Consider the following 21,477-nt stretch of genomic DNA (forward strand, 5'->3'; position numbering starts at 1 on the left):
GTCTCGGCAACACCTCCATCAGCAAACAGGCCGGCGGGCCGCGAGTTTACGCCACCGGCGCGGTCGACTTCACCCGTGCCTCGGCGGCCGTGATCGCCTCCGGCGTGCCGACATGCAGCCATTGGCCGTCGAGGCGCAGGCCGTGCAGGCGCCCGGCCGCGATGGCGCGGTCGAACAGGAGGTTCAGGGAGAAGGCGCCCTCCGGCGTCTCCGCGAACAGGCCCGGCTTCAGGATCGCGACACCCGCGTAGATGAAGGGCGCCACCTCGCGCTCGCCGCGCCGCTCCAGGGCGCCGGAGGAATTCATGACGAAGTCGCCGGCCCCCTCGTAGCCGAGGCTGGTCGCCGTGGGGGCGACGAGGAGGAGGATGTCCATCGCCTCCGGATCCCAGGCCGCGATCAGGCGCCCGAGGTTGGATTCCGGCCCTTCGAGCCAGAACGAATCGGCGTTGAACACCACGAACGGCTCCGCGCCGAGGAGCGGCAGGGCCTTCTTCACGCCGCCGCCGGTCTCCAGGAGGGCGTCGCGCTCGTCGGAGATGACGATCTCCGGTGCCGTCCGCCGCTTGCCCACATGCCCCTCGATCAGGTCGGCGAGGTAGTGAACGTTGACCACGGCCCGGGTGATGCCGCCCTCCGCCGCCCGGTCGAGGGCGTGGTCGAGGAGCGCGCGGCCGGCCACCTCCACCAGGGGTTTCGGGACCGTCGCGGTGATCGGGCGCATGCGCTTGCCGAGGCCCGCCGCGAGGACGAAGGCGTGCGTGATGGGGGAGGTGTCGGGCATGGGCCTCTCGGGTCTCGGAAGCTCTCGGATATAGGGGGCTCTCGGTGTCAGGTGGCGCCCCGCCGGGGGGGATGACTCAGGCGCCCTCGGCCGGGTCCGGTGCCTTCTTCGGCACGAGGTGAGGCAGGTGCGCCTCGTGCCAGAGGCGCAGTCGCGTCAGGGCCGGATGGTTGAGGTTGCGTGCGAGGTAGCCCTCGATGCGCGGCAGGTGGGCGAGGTAGCCCGGCTTGCCGTCGCGCCGGTCGAGGCGCGCGAAGATGCCGAGGATCTTGGTGGCGCGCTGGGCCGCCAGCACCGCGTAGGCCTGGGCGAAGGCATGCATGTCGAAATCGGGCTCGCGGGCGCGGCGCTCCCGCACGTAGAGGCCGAGCAGGCGCAGCTCGAATTCGGCAGAGGCATCGACGCGCGCATCCTGCAGGAGCGAGGCGACGTCGTAGGCCGGGTGCCCCAGCACCGCGTCCTGGAAATCGATGACGCCGATGCGCTCCAGGCCCTCGCGCTCGGGCAGCCAGATCAGGTTGGGCGAATGATAGTCCCGTAGGGTCCAGGTCGGACGATCCGGCGTGATGCTGTCGAGCACCTCGGCCCAGAGCCCGACGAACTCGGAGCGGGCCGGCCCGGGCAGGTCCGCGCCCCGGATCGCCGGGCAGTACCAGTCCGGCAGCAGTTCGGTCTCGAAGACCAGAGCCTCGAGGTCGTAGGGGGGCAGCACGTGATCGATGCCGTCGGCCACGGGGAGCACGCCGGGCAGTTCGGTGGCGTGGAGCTTGGCGAGCAGCCGCACCGCCTCCGCGTAGCGCTCGGGACGCGGCCCGGCCGCATCGACCACGGGCTCCGAGCCGAGATCCTCGATGATCAGCAGGCCCTCGGCGAGGTCCTCGCCGTAGATCCGGGGGGCGGAGAAGCCGAGGGCCCGCAGGCCCCGGTCGACGCCCACGAAGGCGTGGACGCTCTCGGCGAGCTTGACGATGGCGCTGTAGGGACGGCCGTTGCGCACCGGCGGGCCATCCGCGCGGGGGGGCGAGATCATCAGCACCGCGCTCCGCCCGTCGGCCTTCACCAGGCGCTCGTAGGCGCGCGAGGAGGCGTCGCCCTGCATGGCAATGCGGGTCGCCTCGTCCCAGCCGCTGCGGACCAGGAGCGCGCGCAGGGCACGGGCCCGCCTGAGGCGGGCGGCCATGCCGCCATGGCCGTCGATGCGGGCGAAGCGCGCGTTGTCGCCGAACTCGGCCCGGAGGGAGAGGTCGATGGCGAGGATCGGCGCGTCGCGGTCGCCGAGGCGCTCGGGCCATTCCACCAGGGTGATGGCGGTCTCGGTCATCTCGTCGAAGCCGAGCTCAACGAGCTCGTCGGGACTGCGCAGACGGTAGAGGTCGGCATGCACGATGGGGCGCCCGTCGGCCGCCTCGTAGGGCTGGATCAGCGTGAAGGTCGGGCTCGGGACATCGAGGCCCGGGTCGCCCACGAGTTCGCGGATCAGCGCGCGGGCCAGCGTGGTCTTGCCGCCGCCGAGCCCGCCGGAGAGGGCGACGATGTCGCCGGGCAGCAGGAACTCGGCGACGAAGCGACCGAGATCCTCGGTGGCGCCCTCGTCCGGGAGCATGATCTCCCAGGCCGATTTCACCGCGCGCTGGGGCGTGTCGGCACCATCCTCGTTCAACGCCCAACTCCTCCTCGGCTCGCCGCGACCGCGCGGATGCCCGCTGTCCTAGCAGAGCATCCTTAACCAAATCGCGGGCGGGCCCAAGGCTCCCGTGGTCGTGCCCGGCCTCGCGGACGGTTCCTACTCAGCGGCATCCCGACGCGCGGTCGGCTCGGAGACCGGGAAGGTGCAGGTGACGCGGGTGCCCTGGCCGGGCTCCGATTCGAGGCTGACCCGGCCGCCGTGCAGTTCCACGAAGGAGCGCACGATGGAGAGGCCGAGCCCGACGCCGCGATGGCGGGTGCCCAGCGTATGGCTCTCGAACCGGTCGAAGACCCGGGCGGCGACCTCCGCGGGCATGCCCTGGCCCTGGTCCACCACCGACAGGGTGAGCTCGGACGCGTCGCGCCGGACCTCCACGCGCACGTGCTGGCCGGGCGCGGAGAAGCCGACGGCGTTGGAGAGCAGGTTGAACAGGATCTGGCGCACGCGCTTGCCGTCGGCGACGAAGGTGCCGACATCGTCGGGCACGTCGAGATCGAGGCTGATGGCCGAATCGGCGAGGCGGTCCTCGAGGCCGCGCACGGCCGCGTCGACGGTGGCGCGGACATCCACCACCTCGCGGGTGAGCTCGAGGGAGCCGGCATCGATCGAGGCGAGGTCGAGGATGTCGTTGATCATCACCAGGAGGGCGCCGGACGAGCGCATGATGTGTCCGGAATACTCGCGCTGGCGCTCGTTGAGGGCGCCGACCGTCTCGTCGCCGAGGAGCTGGGTGAAGCCGATGATGTTCGTGAGCGGCGAGCGCAGCTCGTAGGAGACGTGGTTCACGAAGGTGTCGCGCAGCTGCGAGGTGCGCTCCAGGGCGTCGTTCTTGTCGGTGAGCGCGCGCTCCACGTTCACGCTGGCGGTGACGTCGATGAGGGTGAGCAGCGTCGCGCCCTCGGGCAGCGGCTGGGCCGCGCAGTCGAGGACCGTCCCGTCGACGATCTCCAGGCGGCAGGTCAGGCCGGCGCGGCTCTCCAGACCGGTGATGGCGCCGCGGATGTCGAGCCAGGGATCCTCGTCGGGCGAGAGGACCTGACAGGCGGCGATCACCGCGTCGACGCGGGGGCGCTCGCCCAGGGTCTCGGGGTCGAGGCGCCAGAGGGTCGCGAAGGCGCGGTTGGCGAAGGTCAGCCGGCCATCGGCGCCGAACACCGCCACGGGCTCCTTGAGGGTGTCGAGGGTCTCGGCCTGCACCCGCATCAGCGCGTTGTAGCGCGATTCGAGCTTCATGTTCTCGGAGACGTCGTCGAACAGGTAGGTCAGGCCTCCCTGCGGGTTCGGGTCCGCCACCACGCGGAGCGAGCGCCCGTCCGGCAGGTACCACCAGGCCTCGCTGGCCTCCACCGCCCGGTAGGCGGCCAGCACGTCGGACTTCCAGGACTTGAAATCGGCCTGCTCGGGCAGCTTGCGGGTGGCGCGGAGCCGGTCGAGGATCTCGCCGTCCAGGGGGCGGCCGTCGAGGAAGCCCTGGTCGAGGCCCCAGAGGTGACGATAGGCGGCGTTGTGGAAGATCAGGCGCTGGCTGGCGTCGAAGATCGCGACGGCGGTCGGCAGCTGGTCGAGGGTGCGCACGTTGGCGTCCATCTGGCGGTGCAGGTCCGCCCGCACGCTCTCCAGCTCCGAGACGTCGACCGCGATGCCGACCCGGCCCGTCTCGATCGCCGTCTCGCTGACGTCGAGGGTGCGGCGCCCGCCGGCCACCACGGCGGAGAGCCGGTGGGCGGCGCGCACCCCGGAGGCCGGACGCCTGGTTTCGTCGCGTACGATGAGGTCGCGCGCATGCCGGTCGAGGAGTTCGATGCCGCCCTCCAGGGCCGCCTCTCGGCTGCCCGCCTCCACCGCCGCCACGTAGGCGAGGTTGACCCAGGCGAGCGCGCCGTCGCGGTTGCGACGCCAGACCGGCTGCGGGATCGAGTCGAGGAGGCTCGACAGCGCGGAGAGGCTGCGCCGGGCCTCGTAGAGGGTCATCCGCTGGTCGATGAGTTCGCGCTTCTCGTCCGTGGTCTCGCGCAGGCGCAGGATCGCGCGGCCCGACAGGGCCTGGCCATGCGCGTCGACGAAGCGTCCGGATTGCGTGCGCAGGCTGAGGCGGAACCCGGTCCCGCGCGCCCGGAGCGCCTCCACGGCCGTGTTCACGGCATCGGCGTCGACGGCATGCAGCCAGGTCTCGAAATCCGGCAGCGCGGCCTGTCCGCTCCCCGGGGCCTGCTTGCCGTCGATGAGGCTCAGGTCGCCCTCGAGGGTGGGCGCGCCGCGCCCGGACCAGGTCACGAGCACCTGCCGTTCGGCGTTCAGCAGCATCTCGGCCCGGTCATGGGCGCCCCGCAGGGCCGACAGCTCGTCCACGAGGTCGCGCTCGCGCCGGGCCCAGCCGCCGCGCTCGCGCATGTAGAGCAGCGCGACGATGGTCGCGAAGACCGTGAGCCCGATCAGGATCGCGAGGCCCGCGGCGTTGTGCGTGTGCTGCCCGAAACCCGCCGCGACGGCGCTGGCATCCATCCCCGGTTCGACCGCCCGCGCCGGTGTCCCGGCTATGGCGACGACGAGGGAGCCGGCGCACACGACGATGCGCGCCGCTTTTTCGACCCTCATGATCCGTCCCGCCTCCACGAATCTTCGATGAGGCGCCAAGCTGCGCCCTTCCCGCAACCGGCCTGAAGCCGGGTGCGGGGCACTCCATCTGAGGAATCCACCCACCTTAGCGCGAGGCGGAATCCTCCCGGAAGGGGTTTAAGCTTAACTTTAGCCTTTCGTGTCGCGATCGCCTCCCGGGGGCGTAGAAAAGCAACACCGCGCCCGTGGCGGGGGTCGGACGTGGCGAGGGCCAAACGCGACGAAGCCCGGCTCGCGTCGGGCCGGGCTTCGCGGGTCGTTTCGGGTGTGAGGCGGCGCCCCGGGCGGGGGCGCCGGCCGTCTCAGTAGCGGTAGTGGTCGGGCTTGAACGGGCCGGTCTCGGACACGCCGATATAGGCCGCCTGATCGGGACGGAGCTTGGAGAGCTTCACGCCGATCTTCTCGAGGTGGAGGAGGGCCACCTTCTCGTCCAGGGCCTTGGGCAGGGTGTAGACCTGCTTCTCGTACTTGCCCGGGTTGGTCCAGAGCTCGATCTGGGCCAGGGTCTGGTTCGTGAACGAGGCCGACATCACGAAGGACGGGTGTCCGGTCGCGTTGCCGAGGTTCACCAGGCGTCCCTCCGAGAGGAGGATGATGCGGTGGCCGTCCGCGAAGGTGATCTCGTCCACCTGCGGCTTGATGTTCGACCACTTGAGGTTCTTCAGGCCGGCGACCTGAATCTCGTTGTCGAAGTGGCCGATGTTGCACACGATGGCCCGGTCCTTCATCGCCCGCATGTGGTCGAGGGTGATGATGTCCTTGTTGCCCGTGGCGGTGACGAAGATGTCGGCGCGGGGGGCCGCGTCTTCCATCGTCACGACCTCGTAGCCTTCCATGGCGGCCTGAAGCGCGCAGATCGGGTCGATCTCGGAGATCAGGACGCGGCAGCCGGCATTGCGCAGCGAGGCGGCCGAACCCTTGCCGACATCGCCGAAGCCGGCGACCATGGCGACCTTGCCGGCCATCATCACGTCGGTGCCGCGACGGATGCCGTCGACCAGCGACTCCTTACAGCCGTAGAGGTTGTCGAACTTCGACTTGGTGACGGCGTCGTTCACGTTGATGGCCGGGAAGAGCAGCTTGCCTTCCTTGGCGAGGTTGTAGAGGCGGTGCACGCCCGTGGTGGTCTCTTCCGAGACGCCCTTGATCGAGTCGGCGAGACCGGCGAACCAGCCCTTCGGCTTCTCGGCGAGCTTCTTCTTCAGGAGCGCGAAGAAGATCTCCTCCTCCTCGGACTCCGGCTTGTCGAGGAAGGCGGTGTCGCCGTTCTCGGCGCGCAGGCCCAGGTGCACGAACATGGTGGCGTCGCCGCCGTCGTCGAGGATCATGTTCGGCAGGCCGCCGTCATGCCAGTCGAACAGCTTCGAGGTGTAGTCCCAGTACTCTTCGAGGGTCTCGCCCTTGATGGCGAAGACCGGGATGCCGGCGGCCGCGATGGCGGCGGCGGCGTGGTCCTGGGTCGAGTAGATGTTGCACGAAACCCAGCGGATGTCGGCGCCGAGCGCCTTCAGGGTCTCGATCAACACGGCCGTCTGGATCGTCATGTGCAGCGAGCCGGCGATCTTCGCGCCCTTGAGCGGCTGCGACGCACCGTACTCCGCGCGCGTGGCCATCAGGCCCGGCATCTCGGTCTCGGCGATCGAGATCTCCTTGCGGCCGTACTCGGCCAGTCCGATGTCCTTGACGATATAATCCTGGGCCATGGAATTTCTGTCTCCGCACTCACTGTGTCGCCGGGGGCTATAGCAGCGCGCGGAGGCGGAAGCAATCAAGATATAAAGATGTCTTTATACGTGTTCCAGACTTGCCGGCTCGATTCCGACCGGTAGCTCGGCGCCGCCGGCCGCGCTCACCCTTCGTCCCGCAGCTGTCTCCGGATGATCTTGCCCGTGGTGGTCATCGGCAGGCGCTCCCGGAACGCGATCTCGCGCGGATATTCGTGCGCCGACAGCCGGGTGCGCACGAAGGCCTGGATCTCGGCGGCGAGCGCGTCCGAGGCCGTGAAGCCGTCGCGCAGGACGATGTACGCCTTCACGATCTCGGTGCGCAGCGGGTCCGGCTTGCCCACCGCCGCGGCGAGCGCCACGGCCGGGTGCGATCCGAGGCAATCCTCGATCTCGGTGGGACCGATCCGGTAAGCCGCCGAGGTGATGAGGTCGTCCTCGCGCCCGACGAAGTGGATGTAGCCGTCAGCGTCGCGCCGGGCGGTATCGCCGGTGAGCAACCAGTCGCCGGAGAACTTCCGCGCCGTCGCCTCGGGCTGGTTCCAGTAGCGCAGGAACATCACGGGATCGGGCCGCGCGATGGCGATCTCGCCTGGCTCGTCGGTCCCGGCCTCGCGGCCGTCGGGTCGCAGGATCGCGACCCGGTGACCGGGGACGGGACGGCCGGTGGAGCCGGCCCGCGCCACGCCGGCGGCCGAGCAGGCGGCCAGCACGAGATTGCACTCGGTCTGGCCGTAGGCCTCGCCGATGGTCAGGCCGAGTTCGCGCCTCGCCCATTCGAAGGTCTCGGGGCCCAGGGCCTCGCCGGCCGAGGCGATGCTGCGCAGGGCCGCGAGGTCGAAGCGGCCGCGCGGGTCGGGCACGCCGCGCAGCATCCGCAGGGCGGTGGGCGGCAGGAACGCGGTGGTGATCGCCCGCTCGGCGATGAGGCGGAAGGCGGCCTCGGGCTCGAACCGGAAGCTCGGGCAGGCCACCACCGGCACGCCGAGGCGCAGGCTCGGCAGCGTCGCGTTGAGGAGGCCGCCGGCCCAGGCCCAGTCCGAGGGCGTCCACATCCGGTCGCCGGCCTTCGGGGGAAAGTCGTGCATCATCAGGAAGCCCGGCAGGTGCCCGAGGAGCACCCGGTGGGCGTGCAGGGCGCCCTTGGCGGGCCCGGTGGTGCCGGAGGTGTAGATCATCAGGGCCGGATCGTCGGCCCGGGTGTCGACGGCCGTGAAGCCTTCCGAGGCTTCCGCCATCAGGTCGCCGACACCGACCGCCTCCCCCGACGACCCGTCGACGCTGACCACGAGTTCGAGGTCGGGGAGGTCGGCGCGGATCGCCTCGAGCTTGGCCAGCCCCGCCGCGTCGGTGACGAGCACCCGCGCGCCTGCATCGCGGAGCCGGTAGCGCAGGGCGTCGGGGCCGAACAGGCCGGCGAGCGGAAGCGCGATCGCCGCGAGCTTGTAGGCCGCCGCGTGGGCGACCACCACGGCGGCGGATTGCGGCAGCAGCACGCCGATCCGGTCGCCGGGGCCGATGCCGCGCCCGCGCAGGCCGGCGGCGAGACGGTCGGAGCGCTGCCGCAGCGCCCCGAAGGTCGTCGGCGTCACCGTCGCGCCGACAACCTCCTGGATCGCGACCCGGTCGGGCTCGCGGATCGCCCAGGCATCGCAGACATCGACGCCGATATTGTAGCGCTCCGGGATGTCCCAGCTGAAGCCGGCGACGAGCCCGGCATAGTCGGCAGCAGGTCTCAGCACGGGGGCGGGCTCAGGCTTCGCGGGCCTTGAAGCTCCCGGCGAAGGCGAAGTCCGTGATCGGCCGGCGGCCGTTCGGCACCTCCTTGGCGCGCTGCTCCTCGCTGAGGTCGGCCGGGTCCGCCACCCGCCCGACCCCGTAGGCGGCCTCGACCTGATGGTCGTCCGGAACGTTGAGCACGCTCACGGAGCGCTCCTTGTCGAACCCGCCCATGCCATGCACGTGCCAGCCCTGGCGGATGGCCTGGAGCTGGAAGTTGGCGGAGGCCGCCCCGGTATCGAGGGAGTGGCTCGCCGAGGGCTTGAGGCCGTCGCCGGTCTTCATGAGCTTGCTGGAGACGAGGATCACCAGGGCGCCGCAGCCTTCCGCCCACTTGCGGTTGCCCGGCACCAGGAGGTCGAGGAAGGTCTCCCAATCCGGCGTGTCCCGCAGGGCGTAGACGAAGCGCCAGGGCTGGGAATTGTAGGAGGACGGCGCCCAGCGCGCGGCCTCGAACATCCGCAGCAGTTCCGATTCCGGCACGGCCTCGCCGGTGAAGGCGCGCGGCGACCACCGCTCCGTGAACAGCGGGTCGATGGCGTGGTCGGGCTGGCGGGGATTCGGGACGGTCACGGGCGGGCTCCAGGCAGACGGCATCGCGGGCGGGAAGCAGACGGCCGAACGCGTGGCGCAAGACCCGAAGCCGGACTCACGCCCTCACGACAGCCGTGCCCATACCCGAGAAGGGGGCACGCCGCGAACCCGCGCAGCCTTGCACGAGGTCGGGCTGGCGGCGCAATTGGCCATTGAGCCCCAGGGCATCTCCCGACTTGATGCCATGTCCCGACTTCATGCCGTGTCCCGACTTCACGGCATGTCCCGCCCCGGCGGCGTCGCGGCCGTCGGGGCGGGACGGCGCCGGTGCTACTCGACCACCTTGGCGGTGGGACGATCGTTGCCCTGCGCGGTCTCGTCGTGCCAGGCGCCCTTGCCGTCCTGGTAGCGGATGCCCTCGGTGGAGCCCGGCACCTGCTGCTCGGCGGCGGCCGCCTGCGCGGCCTGGAGGGCCTCGTCGTGGCTCGGGTAGGTTTCGGAGAACACGTCGCCGACCTTGTAGGCGTAGCCGCCGTCATGCTCGACGATACGATAGGTGACCTCGGACATCGTGCCTTCCTTCCTCGACGCTGTTCGTCTGTGGGAGGGCGAACCCGGTGCGGTTCGAGAGGTTCCGCCGCATCCCCCCGGGGCGGGTCGACGCCTCGCCCCGGGGGGAGGGTTGGGGTAAGGCCGGGTCAGCCCCGATCCCGCGAGCACCGCGATCACGCCAGGAACCGCATGCGCCCGATCCTCCTCGCCCTGTTCCTGATCCTGCCGCTCGCGGCCGGCGCGGCCCGTGCCGAGTTCAGCCTGTTCGGCAGCGCCGGACGCACGCCCGCCAACCCCTTCGCCTCGAACTATGCCTCGCCGCCCGTGCGCGGGGCGGTGGAGCGGCCGCGTCGGGCGCGGCGCCCGTCGCCGGACGCACCGAGGCCGCCGCGCGACATTCCCCGCTGACGCCTCAGGCGGTGGGCAACGCGTTGGCGATGGCGGTGACGAGGCGCGGGTCGCTCGGCTCGACGGAGGACGGGAAGGCCCCGATCAGGGCGCCGTCACGGTCCACCAGGTACTTGTGGAAGTTCCAGTTCGGGGCGGTGCCGGGCTTCTCGGCGGCGGCCCAGCGATAGAACGGATGGGCGGCAGGCCCGCGCACGTGGGTCTTGGCGGTGACCGGGAAGGTCACGCCGTGATTCCGGCGCGCGGCCTCCGCGATGGCGACTCCGTCCAGGGGCTCCTGGTTGCCGAAATCCGGGGACGGCACCGCGATGACGGTGAGCCCCCGGTCGCCGAAGCGCGTCCAGAGTCCCTGGAGCCCGGAGAACTGCCCGGCATAGCCGCAGGCGGTGGCCGTGTTGACGACGAGGATGGGCCGGCCCGCATAGGCGTCGAGGGGCAGGGTTCCGCCCTCCGGCTTCTCGAAGGCGAAGGCCCCGGCCCGGATCTCCCCGGCGTGAGCGGGCCGCAGGCCCCAGGCGATGCCGGCGCCGATCAGGGCGAGGGCCCCACGGCGGGCGGGATTCGGAGATCGGAAACTCGACATGGCGCCACGCTCCACCCGGCCGGCGCGCGGGATCCGCCGACCTCTCTCCGGCAAACTAACGCGACGGCGCCCATCGTCCATCATCCCCGTCGTTTCGCGGGAACCTTTGGCAGGCCCTGAGCTTGAGCGTGTGCCATCACGACCCCCCGTTCGATCCACGGAAAGACCATCGCCCATGCGCAGCCTGATGCTCGGCACCGCCCTCCTGGTCGCGGGCTCCACCCTCGCCCTCGCCCAGACCACGGAGACCACGGCACCGGCCCAGACGGCACCGGCCCAGGCCGCGCCGGCGACCCTCGCCAACGACCTGCGCCCGACCTTCGTCGTTCAGAACAAGAGCGACATGGTCACCTCGAAGCTCGTCGGCCTCACCATCCAGAACGGCGCCAACGAGACCATCGGCGAGATCGCCGACGTGGTCCTCGACGAGAAGAACACCGTGAAGTCCTGGGTGGTCGGCGTCGGCGGCTTCCTCGGCATCGGCACGAAGTACGTCGCCATCGACCCGAGCGCCCTCAAGCTCGCCCGCGTGGACGACACCACCCTGAAGGCGACGATCGACACCAACAAGGACCAGCTCCGCGCCGCGCCGGAATACGTCTATCTCGGCAAGGCCAAGTCGAACGCGGATGCCAAGCCGGCGGATACCAAGCCTGTTGAGTCCAAGCCTGTTGAATCCAAGCCTGCCGAGGCCCCCAAAGCCCAGTAAGGAGGCGATCGTCCAGGCGGCCCGGCGACAGATCGCCTCTGAAGCGAGATCGCCGGGCGTCTTCGACCGCGCGTCGGAGGCGCCCTTCGTTCAGTGGCTGGGGCTGCGCTTCCGTCCGACTGTCAAACGCCTGTCACGCACGAAGCCTAGACCGCCCCGCACCGAAGCGGCGCAGATCAGTCGGTGCCGCGCAGGGCGTCCTTGACCGTGCTCACCACGTGGTCCAGGCGCCGGATCGCAATCAGGCCGTCGCGCCCATCGTAGAGGTCACCTTCGAAGAGATCATCCAGCCCCGGCCTCGCATGGGCTCCGGGTTCCGGGGGCTCGATGTCGTTGGCGAAGACGATGCGCAGATCGGGGCGCAGGGCGCGTGCTTCCCGCGCCAGCTTCTGGCAGCACAGGGTGCCCTGCAGGCCGACATCGGTCACGAGGACATCGACCGGGAGGCCGAGCGCGAGCACCGTCATCGCGTCGACGCCGCAATCCACCGTCGTGGCCGCGTAGCCGGCTCGGCGGATCTGGGACGAGATCTCGTCGCGCCAATGTTTCTGGCGTCCCGCGATGAGGACCTGGACGCCGTAGGCGCCGCCCGGCGCGGTTAGTCGTTCCATAGTCGAAACTCCCCGCTCCCGCCCGGACATGCGTGCCGACCACCCGTCTCATCTGTGCGTCGCAGCATGCTACGTCACGTCTGCTTGGGCAGACAAGCCCCCACCGTCACGAGAGCCGAAACTGACCGCGAATCGGGAGACCGGGCTCGGGGCCTGGTCTCGAACACGACGATCGCATGACGCGCTCCACGGTTGACGCGGGCCGCGCGGGCGGGGCAACACCGCCCTCGCCGCGCGACCGACGCTGCGGCGGACAGCCGGAGCCTTGAACCCCATGTCATCCGCCAAGAGCCCGCCCGTCTCGCCGCTCGCGCCCCGGACCCGGCCGGACCTCCCGCCGATCCGCGGCGTCGGCCTCGCCACCGCGCAGGCGGGCATCCGCTATTCCGGCCGGACGGACGTTCTCTACGTGGCGCTGGCCGAGGGCACCCAGGCGGCCGGCGTCTTCACCCGCTCGAAATGCCCCTCCGCCCCGGTGGATTGGTGCCGGGCGGCGCTGGGCAGCGCGGGCGCCCGCGCCCTGGTGGTGAATTCCGGCAATGCCAACGCCTTCACGGGCCAGCGCGGGCGCGAGGCCGTGGAACGCACCGCCGCGATCGCGGCCGAGGCCGCCGGTGGCCGCCCGGAGGAGATCTTCATCGCCTCCACGGGCGTGATCGGCGAGCCCCTCGACGCCACGAAGTTCCAGGGCGTGCTGGCCGACTGCGCCGGACGCACCGAGCCGGGCCCGGAGGCCTGGGCCGCGGCCGCGCAGGCGATCATGACCACCGACACCTTCCCGAAGCTCGCCACCCGCCGGGCCGCGATCGACGGCGTCCCGGTGACCCTCAACGGCATCGCCAAGGGCGCCGGCATGATCGCCCCCGACATGGCGACGATGCTGAGCTTCGTGTTCACCGACGCCGCCCTGCCCAAGGACGTGCTCCAGACGCTGCTCAGCGCCGGCACGGCCACGAGCTTCAACTGCGTCACGGTCGACGGCGACACCTCCACCTCCGACACGCTGATGCTGTTCGCCACGGGGGCGGCCGGCAACGCCGCGGTCTCCGAAGCCGATGATCCCCGCCTGTCGGACTTCCGCGCCGCCCTCGACGACCTCCTGGTCGAACTGGCTCAACTCGTGGCCAAGGACGGCGAGGGCGCGCGCAAGTTCGTCACCGTCTCGGTGACGGGCGCCACCAGCGATGCGTCGGCCCACCGCATCGCCATGTCCATCGCCAACTCGCCCCTGGTGAAGACCGCGATCGCCGGCGAGGACGCCAATTGGGGCCGTGTGGTCATGGCGGTGGGCAAGGCCGGCGAGCCGGCCGACCGGGACCGCCTCGCGATCTGGTTCGGCGACGTGCGCGTGGCCCGCGAGGGCGCCCGCGACCCCGATTACAGCGAGGACGCGGCGAGCGCCGTGATGCGCGAATCGGACGTGACCGTCCGCGTCGACCTCGGCCTCGGGGACGGCAGCGCGCGCGTCTGGACCTGCGACCTGACCAAGCTCTACATCGAGATCAACGGGGATTACCGCTCGTGAGGCGTCCGGGCGCGGCCGCCCTCCTCGCGCTGTCGCTGCTCGGCGCCGGCGCCGAGGCCCGCGCCGACGAGAAGGCGGCACCGGCCGAGGGCCGGATCAGCGTCGTCGGGCGGGCCCGCTCCGAGGTGGCGCCGGACTTCGCCACGGTGGAGATCGGCGTCGAGGCCAGGGGCGCGACCCCGGCCGCCGCCCTCGACGCGGCCAGCGCCGTGGTCAAGGCGATCCTCGCCCTGGCGGGCGAGTTCAAGGTGCCGGAGGCGGATCTCGGCACCTCGGCGGTGACCCTGCAGCCGGTCACGCGCTCGGTCCGGCAGGCGGATGGCAGCGTCACCGAGAAGGCGGACGGCTACCGCGCGAGCAACACGGTGCGGGTGCGCCTGTCCGACATGGGCCGTCTCGGCGACCTGATGCGCCGGGCCCTCGATGGCGGCGCGAACCGCATCGACGGCGTCAGCTTCGGCCTGCGCGACCCCGACGCGGCCGAGTCCGCCATGCGGGCCGCTGCGACGAAGGATGCCAGGGCCCAGGCCGAACGGCTCGCGGAGGCCGCCGGCATCACCCTCGGGCGGGTCCTGTCCCTCCAGTCGCCGCCGGCCGGCAACGGATCGCCGATGGCCTACCCGGCACCGGCGCCGATGCGGCTGAAGCGCGGCGGCACGCCGGTCCCCCTGGTGGCCGGCACCATCGAGACCGCCGCCGAGGTCGCGGCCACCTTCGCGATCGCCCCGTGAGGACGCTCACCACCGGTGCGGCCCCCGCGCCCCTGCGCATCCTGCTCGTGGTCGCCGTCGCCCTGGTGGATGCGGACGGGCGCGTGCTCCTCGCGCAGCGTCCGCCGGGCAAGCAGCTCGCCGGGCTGTGGGAGTTCCCCGGCGGCAAGGTCGATCCGGGCGAGCGGCCGGAGGAGACCCTGATCCGCGAGCTCGCCGAGGAGCTCGGGATCACGGTGAAGGAGGACTGCCTCGCCCCCCTCACCTTCGCGAGCCACGCCTACCCGGATTTCCACCTGCTGATGCCGCTCTACGTCTGCCGTCGCTGGGAGGGCCTGCCCCGCGCCCTGGAGGGCCAGGTCCTGAAATGGGTGCGCCCGCGCGACCTCAAGGACCAGCCCATGCCGCCGGCCGACGCGCCGCTGATTCCGTTCCTGTTGGATCTGCTCGGCCCCTGATACACTGGAACACCGGACATCCTGGCCGGCCGAAGGCGCCGCGCCGAAGGGGAGAGCGGAGCATGGCGCGCAGGGCAGCGGCGATCCCGGGACAGGCCGCCCCTCGGGCGAAGTCCCGCCGCGCGGCCCCGGTGGAGGGCGGATCGTCCCGGGCGACGGACTCCGAACTCGCCCCCGCCAAGCCGAAGCGGGCCTCGCGGCGGACGACGCCGAGCCCGGAGACCCTGACCGAACTCGGGCTGGAGCGGCTGATCGGGCTCGTGCTGGACGAGGTCGGGCGCAACACCGCCTTCAAGAAGCTGGTGACGGCGGCGGTGGCGAGCCTCCAGGGGTCGGACGCCGTCGCGGCCCTGATCGACCGGCGTCTGACTGCCCTCGAACGGGCCGGGGGCTTCATCGACTGGCAGAAGCGACGGGCCTTCGGGGCCGACCTCGACGCCATGGTCACCACCGTCGTGAACGAGCTCGCCCCCCTCGATGCACGCGGAGCGCTGGACCGGCTGATCCGCTTCCTCGCGGGGGCCGGCGGCGTGCTCGGCCGGACCGACGATTCCACCGGACGCATCCAGGGGATCTACGAGCGCGCGGCCGCGGCCGCCGCCACGCTGATCCTCGACCTCACCGACGCGGATGCCACGGCGGTGGCCTTGAGCCTCGTGAAGCGCCTGGAAACCGACCCGCACGGGCTGGTGGAGCGCCTGCTGAACGACCTCAGCGCCAGGCTCCCCTTGGCCGCCCTGGGCCCCCTCGGTGCCGCCCTGGCGGAGGCCACGCCGCCGGCCCCCACCGGCACGGGACGCGACCGGGACTGGATCGCGGAAGCGGAGCGTGGCCGCCTGCTGCGGATGCGCCAGGCGCTCGCCGACCGCGCGGGCGACGTCGACGCCTTCATCGCCCTCGAAACCGAACGCGACCCCAAGCGCCCGGACCAGGTGCTCATCGCCGAGCGCCTGCTCGCGGCCGGACGCGAACGCGAGGCCCTGAAGTGGATCCGCCGCTCGCAGAAGCGCGTCTTCACCGTCACGAGCGAGTGCCCGGAGACCGCGCGGATGACGGTGAGCGATTCCGAGCGGGTGCGGATCGCCCTCGAGATCCGCATCCAGGAGGCGGTGGGCAACACCGAAGCCGCGCAAGACCTGCGCTGGCAGGAATTCGTGGACTATCTCAACCGGGACATGCTGCGCGCCTACCTCGCCAAGCTGCCCGATTTCGAGGACGATGCGGCGCTGGAGCGGGCCTTCGGGGCGGTCGAGGCCAACGACGACCCCTACGCGGCGCTCGACTTCTACACGCACTGGCCCGCCCCTGCCCGGGCCGCCCGCCTCGTCGCGGCGCATCCCGACCTCTGGGAGGGGTTTCGCTACGAGTTCCTGGTGGCCGCGGCGGAGGTCCTGGAGCAGGCCCATCCCCGGGAAGCCACCATCCTCTACCGTCACGTTCTCGACGACATCCTGTCCGCGGGCCGCAGCAACGCCTACGGCCACGCCGCGCGCTACCTCGCCACCCTCGACCACCTCGCGTGCCGGCTCGAACCGGGCGCGATCGAACCCGCGCCGGAAGAGTACCGCGCCGGCCTGCGCCGCCAGCACGGTCGCAAGGCCGCGTTCTGGAGCCAGGTGCGGGGCTGACTCGGACGGCATCGGCTGGTCCCGCTCCACGACGCGGAGCTCAAGGGTTCGCGTCTCCGGCTTTCCGCTCGGTGGTACCGAGGGCATCGGCGAGGCGCGCACGGGCGGTCCCGGGCTTGAGCGGCTTCTGCTGGCTCTCGTGCGGGGCCCAGCCCGACAGCCAGAGGATCTCGAAGCTGGCCCGCAGGCGCCCGTCGGCATCGGCGAATCGCTCGGCATAGAGGGCGGCGGCGCGCATCAGGGTCGCCCGGCGCAGGGGGGTGCGCCGGCGCTCCACCAGGACGTTGGTGAGGCCCATGGCGCGCAGGTCGCGCATCAGCGCGAAGGGGTCGGGATAGCGCACGGTCAGCGTCTCGACATCCGTCACCGGCAGGGCGAAGCCCGCGCGCTGGAGCAGGCTTCCCATCTCGCGCACCTCGGCGAAGGGCGCCACGCGCGGGCTGATCCCCCCCTCGATCTCGCTCTCAGCCTGCCCGAACACCTGGCGCAGTTCCGTGAGGGTCCGCCCGCCGAGGAGGCAGCCGATGAACAGGCCGTCCGGGCGCAGGGACCGGCGCAGCTGCGCCAGGGTGCCCGGGAGGTCGTTGACGTGCTGCAGGGCCAGGAGCGACACCGCGAGGTCGAAGCCCTGGGCGGCGAGGGGCAGCACCTCGGAATCGCCGACGACGGCGCCGGGCTCCGGCACCGGGGCGAGGCGCAGCACCCGCTCCGCCCGTCCGCTCGCGCGCAGGGTCTGCGCCGCCAGGGGCGACGGCGTCGCGAGGTCGAGGGCCGTCGGGAACGTCCGCAGCACCGCGCCCAGGCGATCGTCGAGGTCCTCCACCACCCGGCGCAGCAGGAAATCGGCGTAGCCGATCCGGTGAGCGCGGGCGAGGCGGCGGCGGGCGAGGCCCGTATCGAAGAGCGGCGGTGGCGTCATGCGCATCAGATGGCGCGCAGGGCTGGCCCGCGCCAGCGTCCGGAACGGGAAACCGCCGCTGCGGGTTGAGGCCAGCGATTCGATAGGGGATCGGGAGATCGATGCCATGAAAGCCATTCTGTTCGGCGCGGCCCTCACCCTCGCGGGCGTCTCGCTCGCCACCAGCGGCGCGGAGGCCAAGGGCTGCCTCAAGGGTGCGGCCGTCGGCGGCGTCGCCGGTCACGTCGCCGGCCACGGGGTCCTCGGCGCGGCGGCGGGCTGCGCGGTGGGCCGGCACAAGGCGAACAAGCGCGACCGCGAGCAGAACCAGGCCCAGCCGGCGCGCTGAGCCGCCCGACGGATCGTCATCCGGTGCGGCGGGCGCTAGGATCGCCGTCATGGCTCCCGCCGTCCGCCCCGCCCTGACGGGCCTGCGCCTCGCCCTGAAGGGCGCGCTGGCCCTGGTCTATCCGCCCACCTGCCCCGGCTGCGGTGGAGCGGTCGCCGATGCCCATGCCCTGTGCCCCGCCTGCTGGTCGAGCCTGCGCCTGATCGCGCCGCCCCATTGCCAGCGGCTCGGCACCCCGTTCGCCGTGGATCACGGCACCGGTCCCCTGCTCTCGCCCCGTGCCCTCGCCGATCCCCCGGTCTTCGGACGCGCGCGGGCGGTGGCACTCTACGAGGGCGGGGCCCGTGACCTCGTGCATCGCCTGAAATACGACGACCGCCTCGATCTGGCGGCGGTGCTCGCGCGGATGATGGCGGGGGCGGGCTCGGAGCTCCTGGCGGAGGCCGATTGCCTCGTGCCCGTGCCGCTTCACCGCCTGCGCCTGTGGCGGCGACGCTTCAATCAGGCGGCGCTATTGTCCCACCGTATCGGTCGGATCGCGGGACGGCCGAGCGACCCCGGCCTCCTCGGCCGCGTGCGGGCGACGCGCTCGCAGGTGGGCCTGAGCCGTACCGCCCGCGCGACCAATCTCCAGGGCGCCTTCCGGGTGCGCGACGCGGCGCGGGCGCGCCTCCAGGGACGCCGCATCCTCCTCGTCGACGACGTGATGACCACCGGCGCCACCGCCAACGCGGCGTCGCGCATCCTCCTGCGGGCCGGTGCCGCCTCCGTCGACGTGCTCACCTTCGCGGTCGTGTCGGGCGAGACCGGCTGACGCGTGCGGGGCCCGCGAAGGCCCCGACCGATCCAGGAGGCCCGATCCGTCAGGCGGTGACGGGACCGAGCCGTCCGGCGCCCTCGGAGGCGGGTGCGGCCGGCGCCAGTACCTTGCCGCGCGGCCCGACCCAGGTGCCGACCCATTTGCGCTGCCAGACCAGAAGGCAGACCAGCACCACCGCCGCGAAGACCGCGTAGCCGACGAAGCCGTAGGCGAAGGAGCCGGTATACTGCTTCGAGAGGCCCATGACGTTGGGCAGGATCGCGCCGCCGAGCGCCCCGACCTCGCCGATCATGGAGCCGGCCACCGCCGTGTTGGCCGGCCAGCGCAGCGGAACGAGCTGGAAGAGCGCCCCGTTGCCGGCGCCGAGCGCCGCGAAGCAGAGCATGAACAGGGCCGTCGTCAGAGCGAGCGACGGGGTCGCCGTGAGGAGCAGGAACGATCCCACCGCCGCCAGCAGCACCACCGACAGGACCAGGATGCCGCCCAGGCGATCGGCGAAGTAGCCGCCGACGACGCGGATGCCGGAGCCCATCAGGGCGGCGAGCATGGTCAGGCGCCCGGCCTCGACCTTGGTCACGCCGAACTGCTCGTAGAAAAAGGTCGGCAGGAAGTTCGACAGCCCGATGAAGCCGCCGAAGGTGATGATGTAGATCAGGTTGAACGACCAGCCGTCCTTCTGGAACAGGCACGAGACGTGCTCCTTGAACGACTGGTGCTCGGCATCCGGCGGCTCCTTGGCGAACAGGATCATGACGATGAGCGGGAGCGCCATCACGCAGCCGGCGAAGCCGTAGACGGTCTGCCAGCCATAGGCCTGGGCCAGCGGCGGCGCGAACAGCACGGCGAGCACGGTGCCCGAATTGCCGGCCCCCGCGATGCCCATCGCCAGGCCCTTGTGCTCTTTAGGGAACCAGCCCGAGCCCAGGGAAAGGGCGACGCCGAAGGAGGCGCCGGCGATGCCGAGCAGCACGCCCATGGCGAGCACCTCGTCATAGGTGTTCACCGCGAAGAACCCGTAGGCCATCGCCATCATGATGACGACCATCTCGGTGATCGCGGCGTTCTTGCGCCCGATGTACTGGGCGAGCACGCCGAGCGGAAAGCGCATGATCGCGCCCGCCAGGATCGGCAGTGAGATCATGAACCCGGTCTGGGCCGGGGAGAGCCCGTAGGTCTCGGTGATGAACGGGCCCATCGCGCCGTTGAGCACCCAGATCGCGAAGCAGAAGTCGAAGTAGAGGAACGCGGCGAAGAGGGTCGGGGGATGACCGGATTTCATCACGGTCTTGAAGCTGGCCATGGAGGGCGTCTCGAGGTTCGCGGCCGCGCGGGCGGCCGTTCATGCCAAGGGATCCGGACTCACGCCGTCCGCCTTGCGAAGCGCCATTGCTTCGCGCGTCGCTCGAGAGCGACGTCCATCCCGAAGCACCGACCGTGCCAAGCCTGCCCTCCCGGTGATGCCCGGCCACCGGAAGGGGCGCGGCCCGTCCCCGCTCAGGCGCCGGCCGGCTCGGCCCTCGGCTCCACTCGCGCCTTACCAGCGTTCACGAAAGTGTCGTGGGCGACGAAGGAAGCCGGGCCTTCAGCGGCACACCGTGACGGTGCGCACGACCCAGCCCTCCCCCGCCTGCCAGAGCTTGCGCCGGCTGCGCTGGCAGGCGGCGTTCTCCGGCTCGCCGGAGGTCCAGGCGGTGCTGGGGACGGCCGGATCCACGGGACGCGCCGTCGGGCTGCGGCCCGCGAGCGCCTCCCCGGGAACGAGGGCGAGGAGCAGCAGCGCCGCGAGCACCGGTCGGGGTGCGCGGGGGCAGGGACGCGGAGAGACCGGCACGGGTCGCGTTCCATCATGGGGGGTGTGGGGAGCCCTTGCGAGCCCGTCCTTATGTCGGCGGCGGCGTGCGATTTGCAATCGCCTCGCGGGCCGGTCCGCATCTTTCCCCAGACATGGTGAAGGCCGGTTCGCCGGAGACCCCGCCGCCCACGGTCTCGACCCGCGAAGTTGTGCTCGCCATGCATCGCAGACGACCTTTGGCGCCAACGCAGGGCTGATCAATCATCAACGTGGCGTGACGCGCGGAGATTGACTTGCTAGGCCCGCCTCACGTCACCGAATTCCACGACGACTGCCCGAGCGACCTTTCCATGCCCCAGACGACCCGCCGTACGCTACTCACCGGGGCGGCGACGAGCCTCGCGCTCCTCACGCCCATCGGATCCGCCCTCGCGCAGGGGCGCGGCCTCTTCAACGACGGCATCGACGGCGACCTGCCCTACGACGACGAGCGCCTCTACCGCGACGAGATGGGCCGGCTCTACCGGCGCCGCGGCGGTGAATACGTGCCGTATTCCGAGCGGGACGCCGCGCGCGACCCGGACCGCATGGGCGGCCGGCGCGGGCGGGCGGCGGTGTCGGACGACCCGGATGCCGACCTCTACGCACCCCGCCAGGTGCCGCCGGCCTCGCCCCAGCAGGCGGCGCCCGCCCGGCCCGTCGACAACGGCCCGATCGACCACGCCCGCGCCTACGCGGCGATCACCGACGAGCCGTTCCCGGTCTATGCCTTCAATTGGCGCAAGGCGAACCCGTCCTTCCTGCGCCAGGAAGTCGCCTATACGGGCGCGGAGCCCCCGGGCACGATCGTGATCGACCCGCGCGCCCACCACCTTCTCCTGGTCCAGCCGAACGGGCGGGCGCGGCGCTACGGCGTCGGCGTGGGCAAGCAGGGCTTCTCCTGGTCCGGCGCCTCGACGGTGAACTCGAAGCAGATGTGGCCGGACTGGTATCCCCCGAAGGAGATGATCGCCCGCACGCCGAAGCTGGCGAAATCCGTCTCGCAGCTCCAGAGCGGCCTCGGCGTCCCGGGTGGGGCGAGCAATCCGCTCGGGGCCCGCGCGCATTACCTCTGGCAGGGCAAGAAGGACACGCTCTACCGGATCCACGGCACCCTGGAGCCGGATTCGATCGGCAAGAGCGTCTCGTCGGGCTGCATCCGGATGATCAACCAGGACGTGATCGACCTCTACGGTCGCGTCGAGATCGGCAGCCGCGTCGTGGTGCTCGGCTAAAAAAATCCCTCCCTCGCCCGGTCAGGGGCGAGGGAG

21 protein-coding genes are annotated in these 21,477 nt (G+C 71.6%); 9 read left to right on the top strand and 12 right to left on the bottom strand.

What is annotated here, in order from left to right; genetic code table 11:
* Window positions 1–46: 46 nt before the first annotated feature.
* From OF380_RS04970 to OF380_RS05000, 7 genes are all read right to left on the bottom strand, one after another.
* A complete protein-coding gene (locus OF380_RS04970) occupies window positions 47–784 on the bottom strand; it encodes a nucleotidyltransferase family protein (RefSeq protein WP_264049665.1) in 738 nt (245 codons plus the stop codon).
* A 76-nt stretch (window positions 785–860) separates the two neighbouring features.
* On the bottom strand, window positions 861–2,387 hold the full coding sequence (tsaE, locus tag OF380_RS04975; RefSeq protein WP_264051197.1) for a tRNA (adenosine(37)-N6)-threonylcarbamoyltransferase complex ATPase subunit type 1 TsaE: 1,527 nt from the start codon (window positions 2,385–2,387) through the stop codon (window positions 861–863).
* 180 nt (window positions 2,388–2,567) lie between these two features.
* Complete coding sequence (locus OF380_RS04980) at window positions 2,568–5,066, bottom strand: sensor histidine kinase (protein WP_264049666.1); 2,499 nt, start codon at window positions 5,064–5,066, stop codon at window positions 2,568–2,570.
* Between the two features lie 323 nt (window positions 5,067–5,389).
* Window positions 5,390–6,790 carry an adenosylhomocysteinase gene (gene ahcY / locus OF380_RS04985; protein ID WP_264049667.1) on the bottom strand — a complete coding sequence of 467 codons (1,401 nt, stop codon included), beginning with the start codon at window positions 6,788–6,790 and terminating at the stop codon, window positions 5,390–5,392.
* A gap of 146 nt (window positions 6,791–6,936) precedes the next feature.
* Window positions 6,937–8,553 carry an AMP-binding protein gene (locus tag OF380_RS04990; RefSeq protein WP_264049668.1) on the bottom strand — a complete coding sequence of 539 codons (1,617 nt, stop codon included), beginning with the start codon at window positions 8,551–8,553 and terminating at the stop codon, window positions 6,937–6,939.
* Window positions 8,554–8,563: 10 nt separating this feature from the next.
* Window positions 8,564–9,163 (bottom strand): nitroreductase family protein, encoded by a 600-nt coding sequence (locus OF380_RS04995; RefSeq protein ID WP_264049669.1) that lies wholly within the window; start codon window positions 9,161–9,163, stop codon window positions 8,564–8,566.
* Between the two features lie 291 nt (window positions 9,164–9,454).
* A complete protein-coding gene (locus OF380_RS05000) occupies window positions 9,455–9,694 on the bottom strand; it encodes a hypothetical protein (RefSeq protein ID WP_264049670.1) in 240 nt (79 codons plus the stop codon).
* A 171-nt stretch (window positions 9,695–9,865) separates the two neighbouring features.
* Between OF380_RS05000 and OF380_RS05005 the strand changes: the two genes are divergently transcribed.
* Window positions 9,866–10,084, top strand: coding sequence for a hypothetical protein (locus OF380_RS05005; protein ID WP_264049671.1), 219 nt, complete (start codon window positions 9,866–9,868; stop codon window positions 10,082–10,084).
* 4 nt (window positions 10,085–10,088) lie between these two features.
* Here OF380_RS05005 and OF380_RS05010 read toward each other — a convergent pair whose 3' ends face one another.
* Window positions 10,089–10,667 carry a glutathione peroxidase gene (locus tag OF380_RS05010; protein ID WP_264049672.1) on the bottom strand — a complete coding sequence of 193 codons (579 nt, stop codon included), beginning with the start codon at window positions 10,665–10,667 and terminating at the stop codon, window positions 10,089–10,091.
* Between the two features lie 175 nt (window positions 10,668–10,842).
* On the opposite strand from OF380_RS05010, the gene OF380_RS05015 reads away from it, so the two are divergent.
* Window positions 10,843–11,376 (top strand): PRC-barrel domain-containing protein, encoded by a 534-nt coding sequence (locus OF380_RS05015; RefSeq protein WP_264049673.1) that lies wholly within the window; start codon window positions 10,843–10,845, stop codon window positions 11,374–11,376.
* A 176-nt stretch (window positions 11,377–11,552) separates the two neighbouring features.
* Here OF380_RS05015 and OF380_RS05020 read toward each other — a convergent pair whose 3' ends face one another.
* Window positions 11,553–11,987, bottom strand: a complete 435-nt coding sequence (locus OF380_RS05020; protein WP_264049674.1) for a response regulator — start codon at window positions 11,985–11,987, stop codon at window positions 11,553–11,555.
* A 274-nt stretch (window positions 11,988–12,261) separates the two neighbouring features.
* On the opposite strand from OF380_RS05020, the gene argJ reads away from it, so the two are divergent.
* The 4 genes from argJ (at window position 12,262) to OF380_RS05040 (ending at window position 16,308) form a co-directional block, all read left to right on the top strand.
* The gene (argJ, locus tag OF380_RS05025; protein ID WP_264049675.1) at window positions 12,262–13,512 is read left to right on the top strand and encodes a bifunctional glutamate N-acetyltransferase/amino-acid acetyltransferase ArgJ; all 1,251 of its coding nucleotides are present in this window, start codon (window positions 12,262–12,264) and stop codon (window positions 13,510–13,512) included.
* Window positions 13,509–14,243, top strand: a complete 735-nt coding sequence (locus OF380_RS05030; RefSeq protein ID WP_404810538.1) for an SIMPL domain-containing protein — start codon at window positions 13,509–13,511, stop codon at window positions 14,241–14,243. Before argJ ends, OF380_RS05030 begins: the two co-directional genes overlap by 4 nt.
* The gene (locus OF380_RS05035) at window positions 14,240–14,680 is read left to right on the top strand and encodes a (deoxy)nucleoside triphosphate pyrophosphohydrolase (protein ID WP_264049676.1); all 441 of its coding nucleotides are present in this window, start codon (window positions 14,240–14,242) and stop codon (window positions 14,678–14,680) included. The genes OF380_RS05030 and OF380_RS05035 overlap by 4 nt, the downstream gene beginning before the upstream one ends.
* Before the next feature lie 62 nt (window positions 14,681–14,742).
* Window positions 14,743–16,308, top strand: coding sequence for a DUF6880 family protein (locus tag OF380_RS05040; RefSeq protein WP_264049677.1), 1,566 nt, complete (start codon window positions 14,743–14,745; stop codon window positions 16,306–16,308).
* 40 nt (window positions 16,309–16,348) lie between these two features.
* On the opposite strand, the gene OF380_RS05045 is transcribed toward OF380_RS05040, so the two are convergent.
* Complete coding sequence (locus tag OF380_RS05045; RefSeq protein ID WP_264051199.1) at window positions 16,349–17,227, bottom strand: methyltransferase domain-containing protein; 879 nt, start codon at window positions 17,225–17,227, stop codon at window positions 16,349–16,351.
* Between the two features lie 106 nt (window positions 17,228–17,333).
* Here OF380_RS05045 and OF380_RS05050 point away from each other — a divergent pair, with 106 nt between their 5' ends.
* Both OF380_RS05050 and OF380_RS05055 read left to right on the top strand, forming a co-directional pair.
* A complete protein-coding gene (locus OF380_RS05050) occupies window positions 17,334–17,555 on the top strand; it encodes a hypothetical protein (protein WP_264049678.1) in 222 nt (73 codons plus the stop codon).
* A 49-nt stretch (window positions 17,556–17,604) separates the two neighbouring features.
* A complete protein-coding gene (locus tag OF380_RS05055; protein WP_264049679.1) occupies window positions 17,605–18,369 on the top strand; it encodes a ComF family protein in 765 nt (254 codons plus the stop codon).
* A 49-nt stretch (window positions 18,370–18,418) separates the two neighbouring features.
* Here the strand turns inward: OF380_RS05055 and OF380_RS05060 are convergent, their stop codons facing one another.
* Together OF380_RS05060 and OF380_RS05065 are read right to left on the bottom strand one after the other, a co-directional pair.
* Window positions 18,419–19,675: a nitrate/nitrite transporter gene (locus tag OF380_RS05060; protein ID WP_264049680.1), complete on the bottom strand. Its 1,257-nt coding sequence runs from the start codon at window positions 19,673–19,675 to the stop codon at window positions 18,419–18,421.
* A gap of 282 nt (window positions 19,676–19,957) precedes the next feature.
* Window positions 19,958–20,206: a hypothetical protein gene (locus tag OF380_RS05065; RefSeq protein WP_264049681.1), complete on the bottom strand. Its 249-nt coding sequence runs from the start codon at window positions 20,204–20,206 to the stop codon at window positions 19,958–19,960.
* Between the two features lie 311 nt (window positions 20,207–20,517).
* Here OF380_RS05065 and OF380_RS05070 point away from each other — a divergent pair, with 311 nt between their 5' ends.
* Entirely contained in the window at window positions 20,518–21,441 is a 924-nt protein-coding gene (locus tag OF380_RS05070; RefSeq protein WP_264049682.1) for a L,D-transpeptidase, read from the top strand.
* Window positions 21,442–21,477: the final 36 nt, after the last annotated feature.

It is taken from the genome of Methylobacterium sp. FF17 (assembly GCF_025813715.1).
Taxonomy (GTDB): domain Bacteria; phylum Pseudomonadota; class Alphaproteobacteria; order Rhizobiales; family Beijerinckiaceae; genus Methylobacterium; species Methylobacterium flocculans.

Bases quoted from the DNA above. Each gene is read 5' to 3' on its own strand.
- OF380_RS05020 (WP_264049674.1), bottom strand. From the start codon at position 11,987: ATGGAACGACTAACCGCGCCGGGCGGCGCCTACGGCGTCCAGGTCCTC.
- OF380_RS05000 (WP_264049670.1), bottom strand. From the start codon at position 9,694: ATGTCCGAGGTCACCTATCGTATCGTCGAGCATGACGGCGGCTACGCC.
- OF380_RS05050 (WP_264049678.1), top strand. From the start codon at position 17,334: ATGAAAGCCATTCTGTTCGGCGCGGCCCTCACCCTCGCGGGCGTCTCG.
- ahcY (WP_264049667.1), bottom strand. From the start codon at position 6,790: ATGGCCCAGGATTATATCGTCAAGGACATCGGACTGGCCGAGTACGGC.
- tsaE (WP_264051197.1), bottom strand. From the start codon at position 2,387: ATGCTCCCGGACGAGGGCGCCACCGAGGATCTCGGTCGCTTCGTCGCC.
- OF380_RS05005 (WP_264049671.1), top strand. From the start codon at position 9,866: ATGCGCCCGATCCTCCTCGCCCTGTTCCTGATCCTGCCGCTCGCGGCC.
- OF380_RS04970 (WP_264049665.1), bottom strand. From the start codon at position 784: ATGCCCGACACCTCCCCCATCACGCACGCCTTCGTCCTCGCGGCGGGC.
- OF380_RS05055 (WP_264049679.1), top strand. From the start codon at position 17,605: ATGGCTCCCGCCGTCCGCCCCGCCCTGACGGGCCTGCGCCTCGCCCTG.
- OF380_RS05045 (WP_264051199.1), bottom strand. From the start codon at position 17,227: ATGACGCCACCGCCGCTCTTCGATACGGGCCTCGCCCGCCGCCGCCTC.
- OF380_RS04980 (WP_264049666.1), bottom strand. From the start codon at position 5,066: ATGAGGGTCGAAAAAGCGGCGCGCATCGTCGTGTGCGCCGGCTCCCTC.
- OF380_RS05070 (WP_264049682.1), top strand. From the start codon at position 20,518: ATGCCCCAGACGACCCGCCGTACGCTACTCACCGGGGCGGCGACGAGC.
- OF380_RS05040 (WP_264049677.1), top strand. From the start codon at position 14,743: ATGGCGCGCAGGGCAGCGGCGATCCCGGGACAGGCCGCCCCTCGGGCG.
- argJ (WP_264049675.1), top strand. From the start codon at position 12,262: ATGTCATCCGCCAAGAGCCCGCCCGTCTCGCCGCTCGCGCCCCGGACC.
- OF380_RS05015 (WP_264049673.1), top strand. From the start codon at position 10,843: ATGCGCAGCCTGATGCTCGGCACCGCCCTCCTGGTCGCGGGCTCCACC.
- OF380_RS05010 (WP_264049672.1), bottom strand. From the start codon at position 10,667: ATGTCGAGTTTCCGATCTCCGAATCCCGCCCGCCGTGGGGCCCTCGCC.
- OF380_RS05060 (WP_264049680.1), bottom strand. From the start codon at position 19,675: ATGGCCAGCTTCAAGACCGTGATGAAATCCGGTCATCCCCCGACCCTC.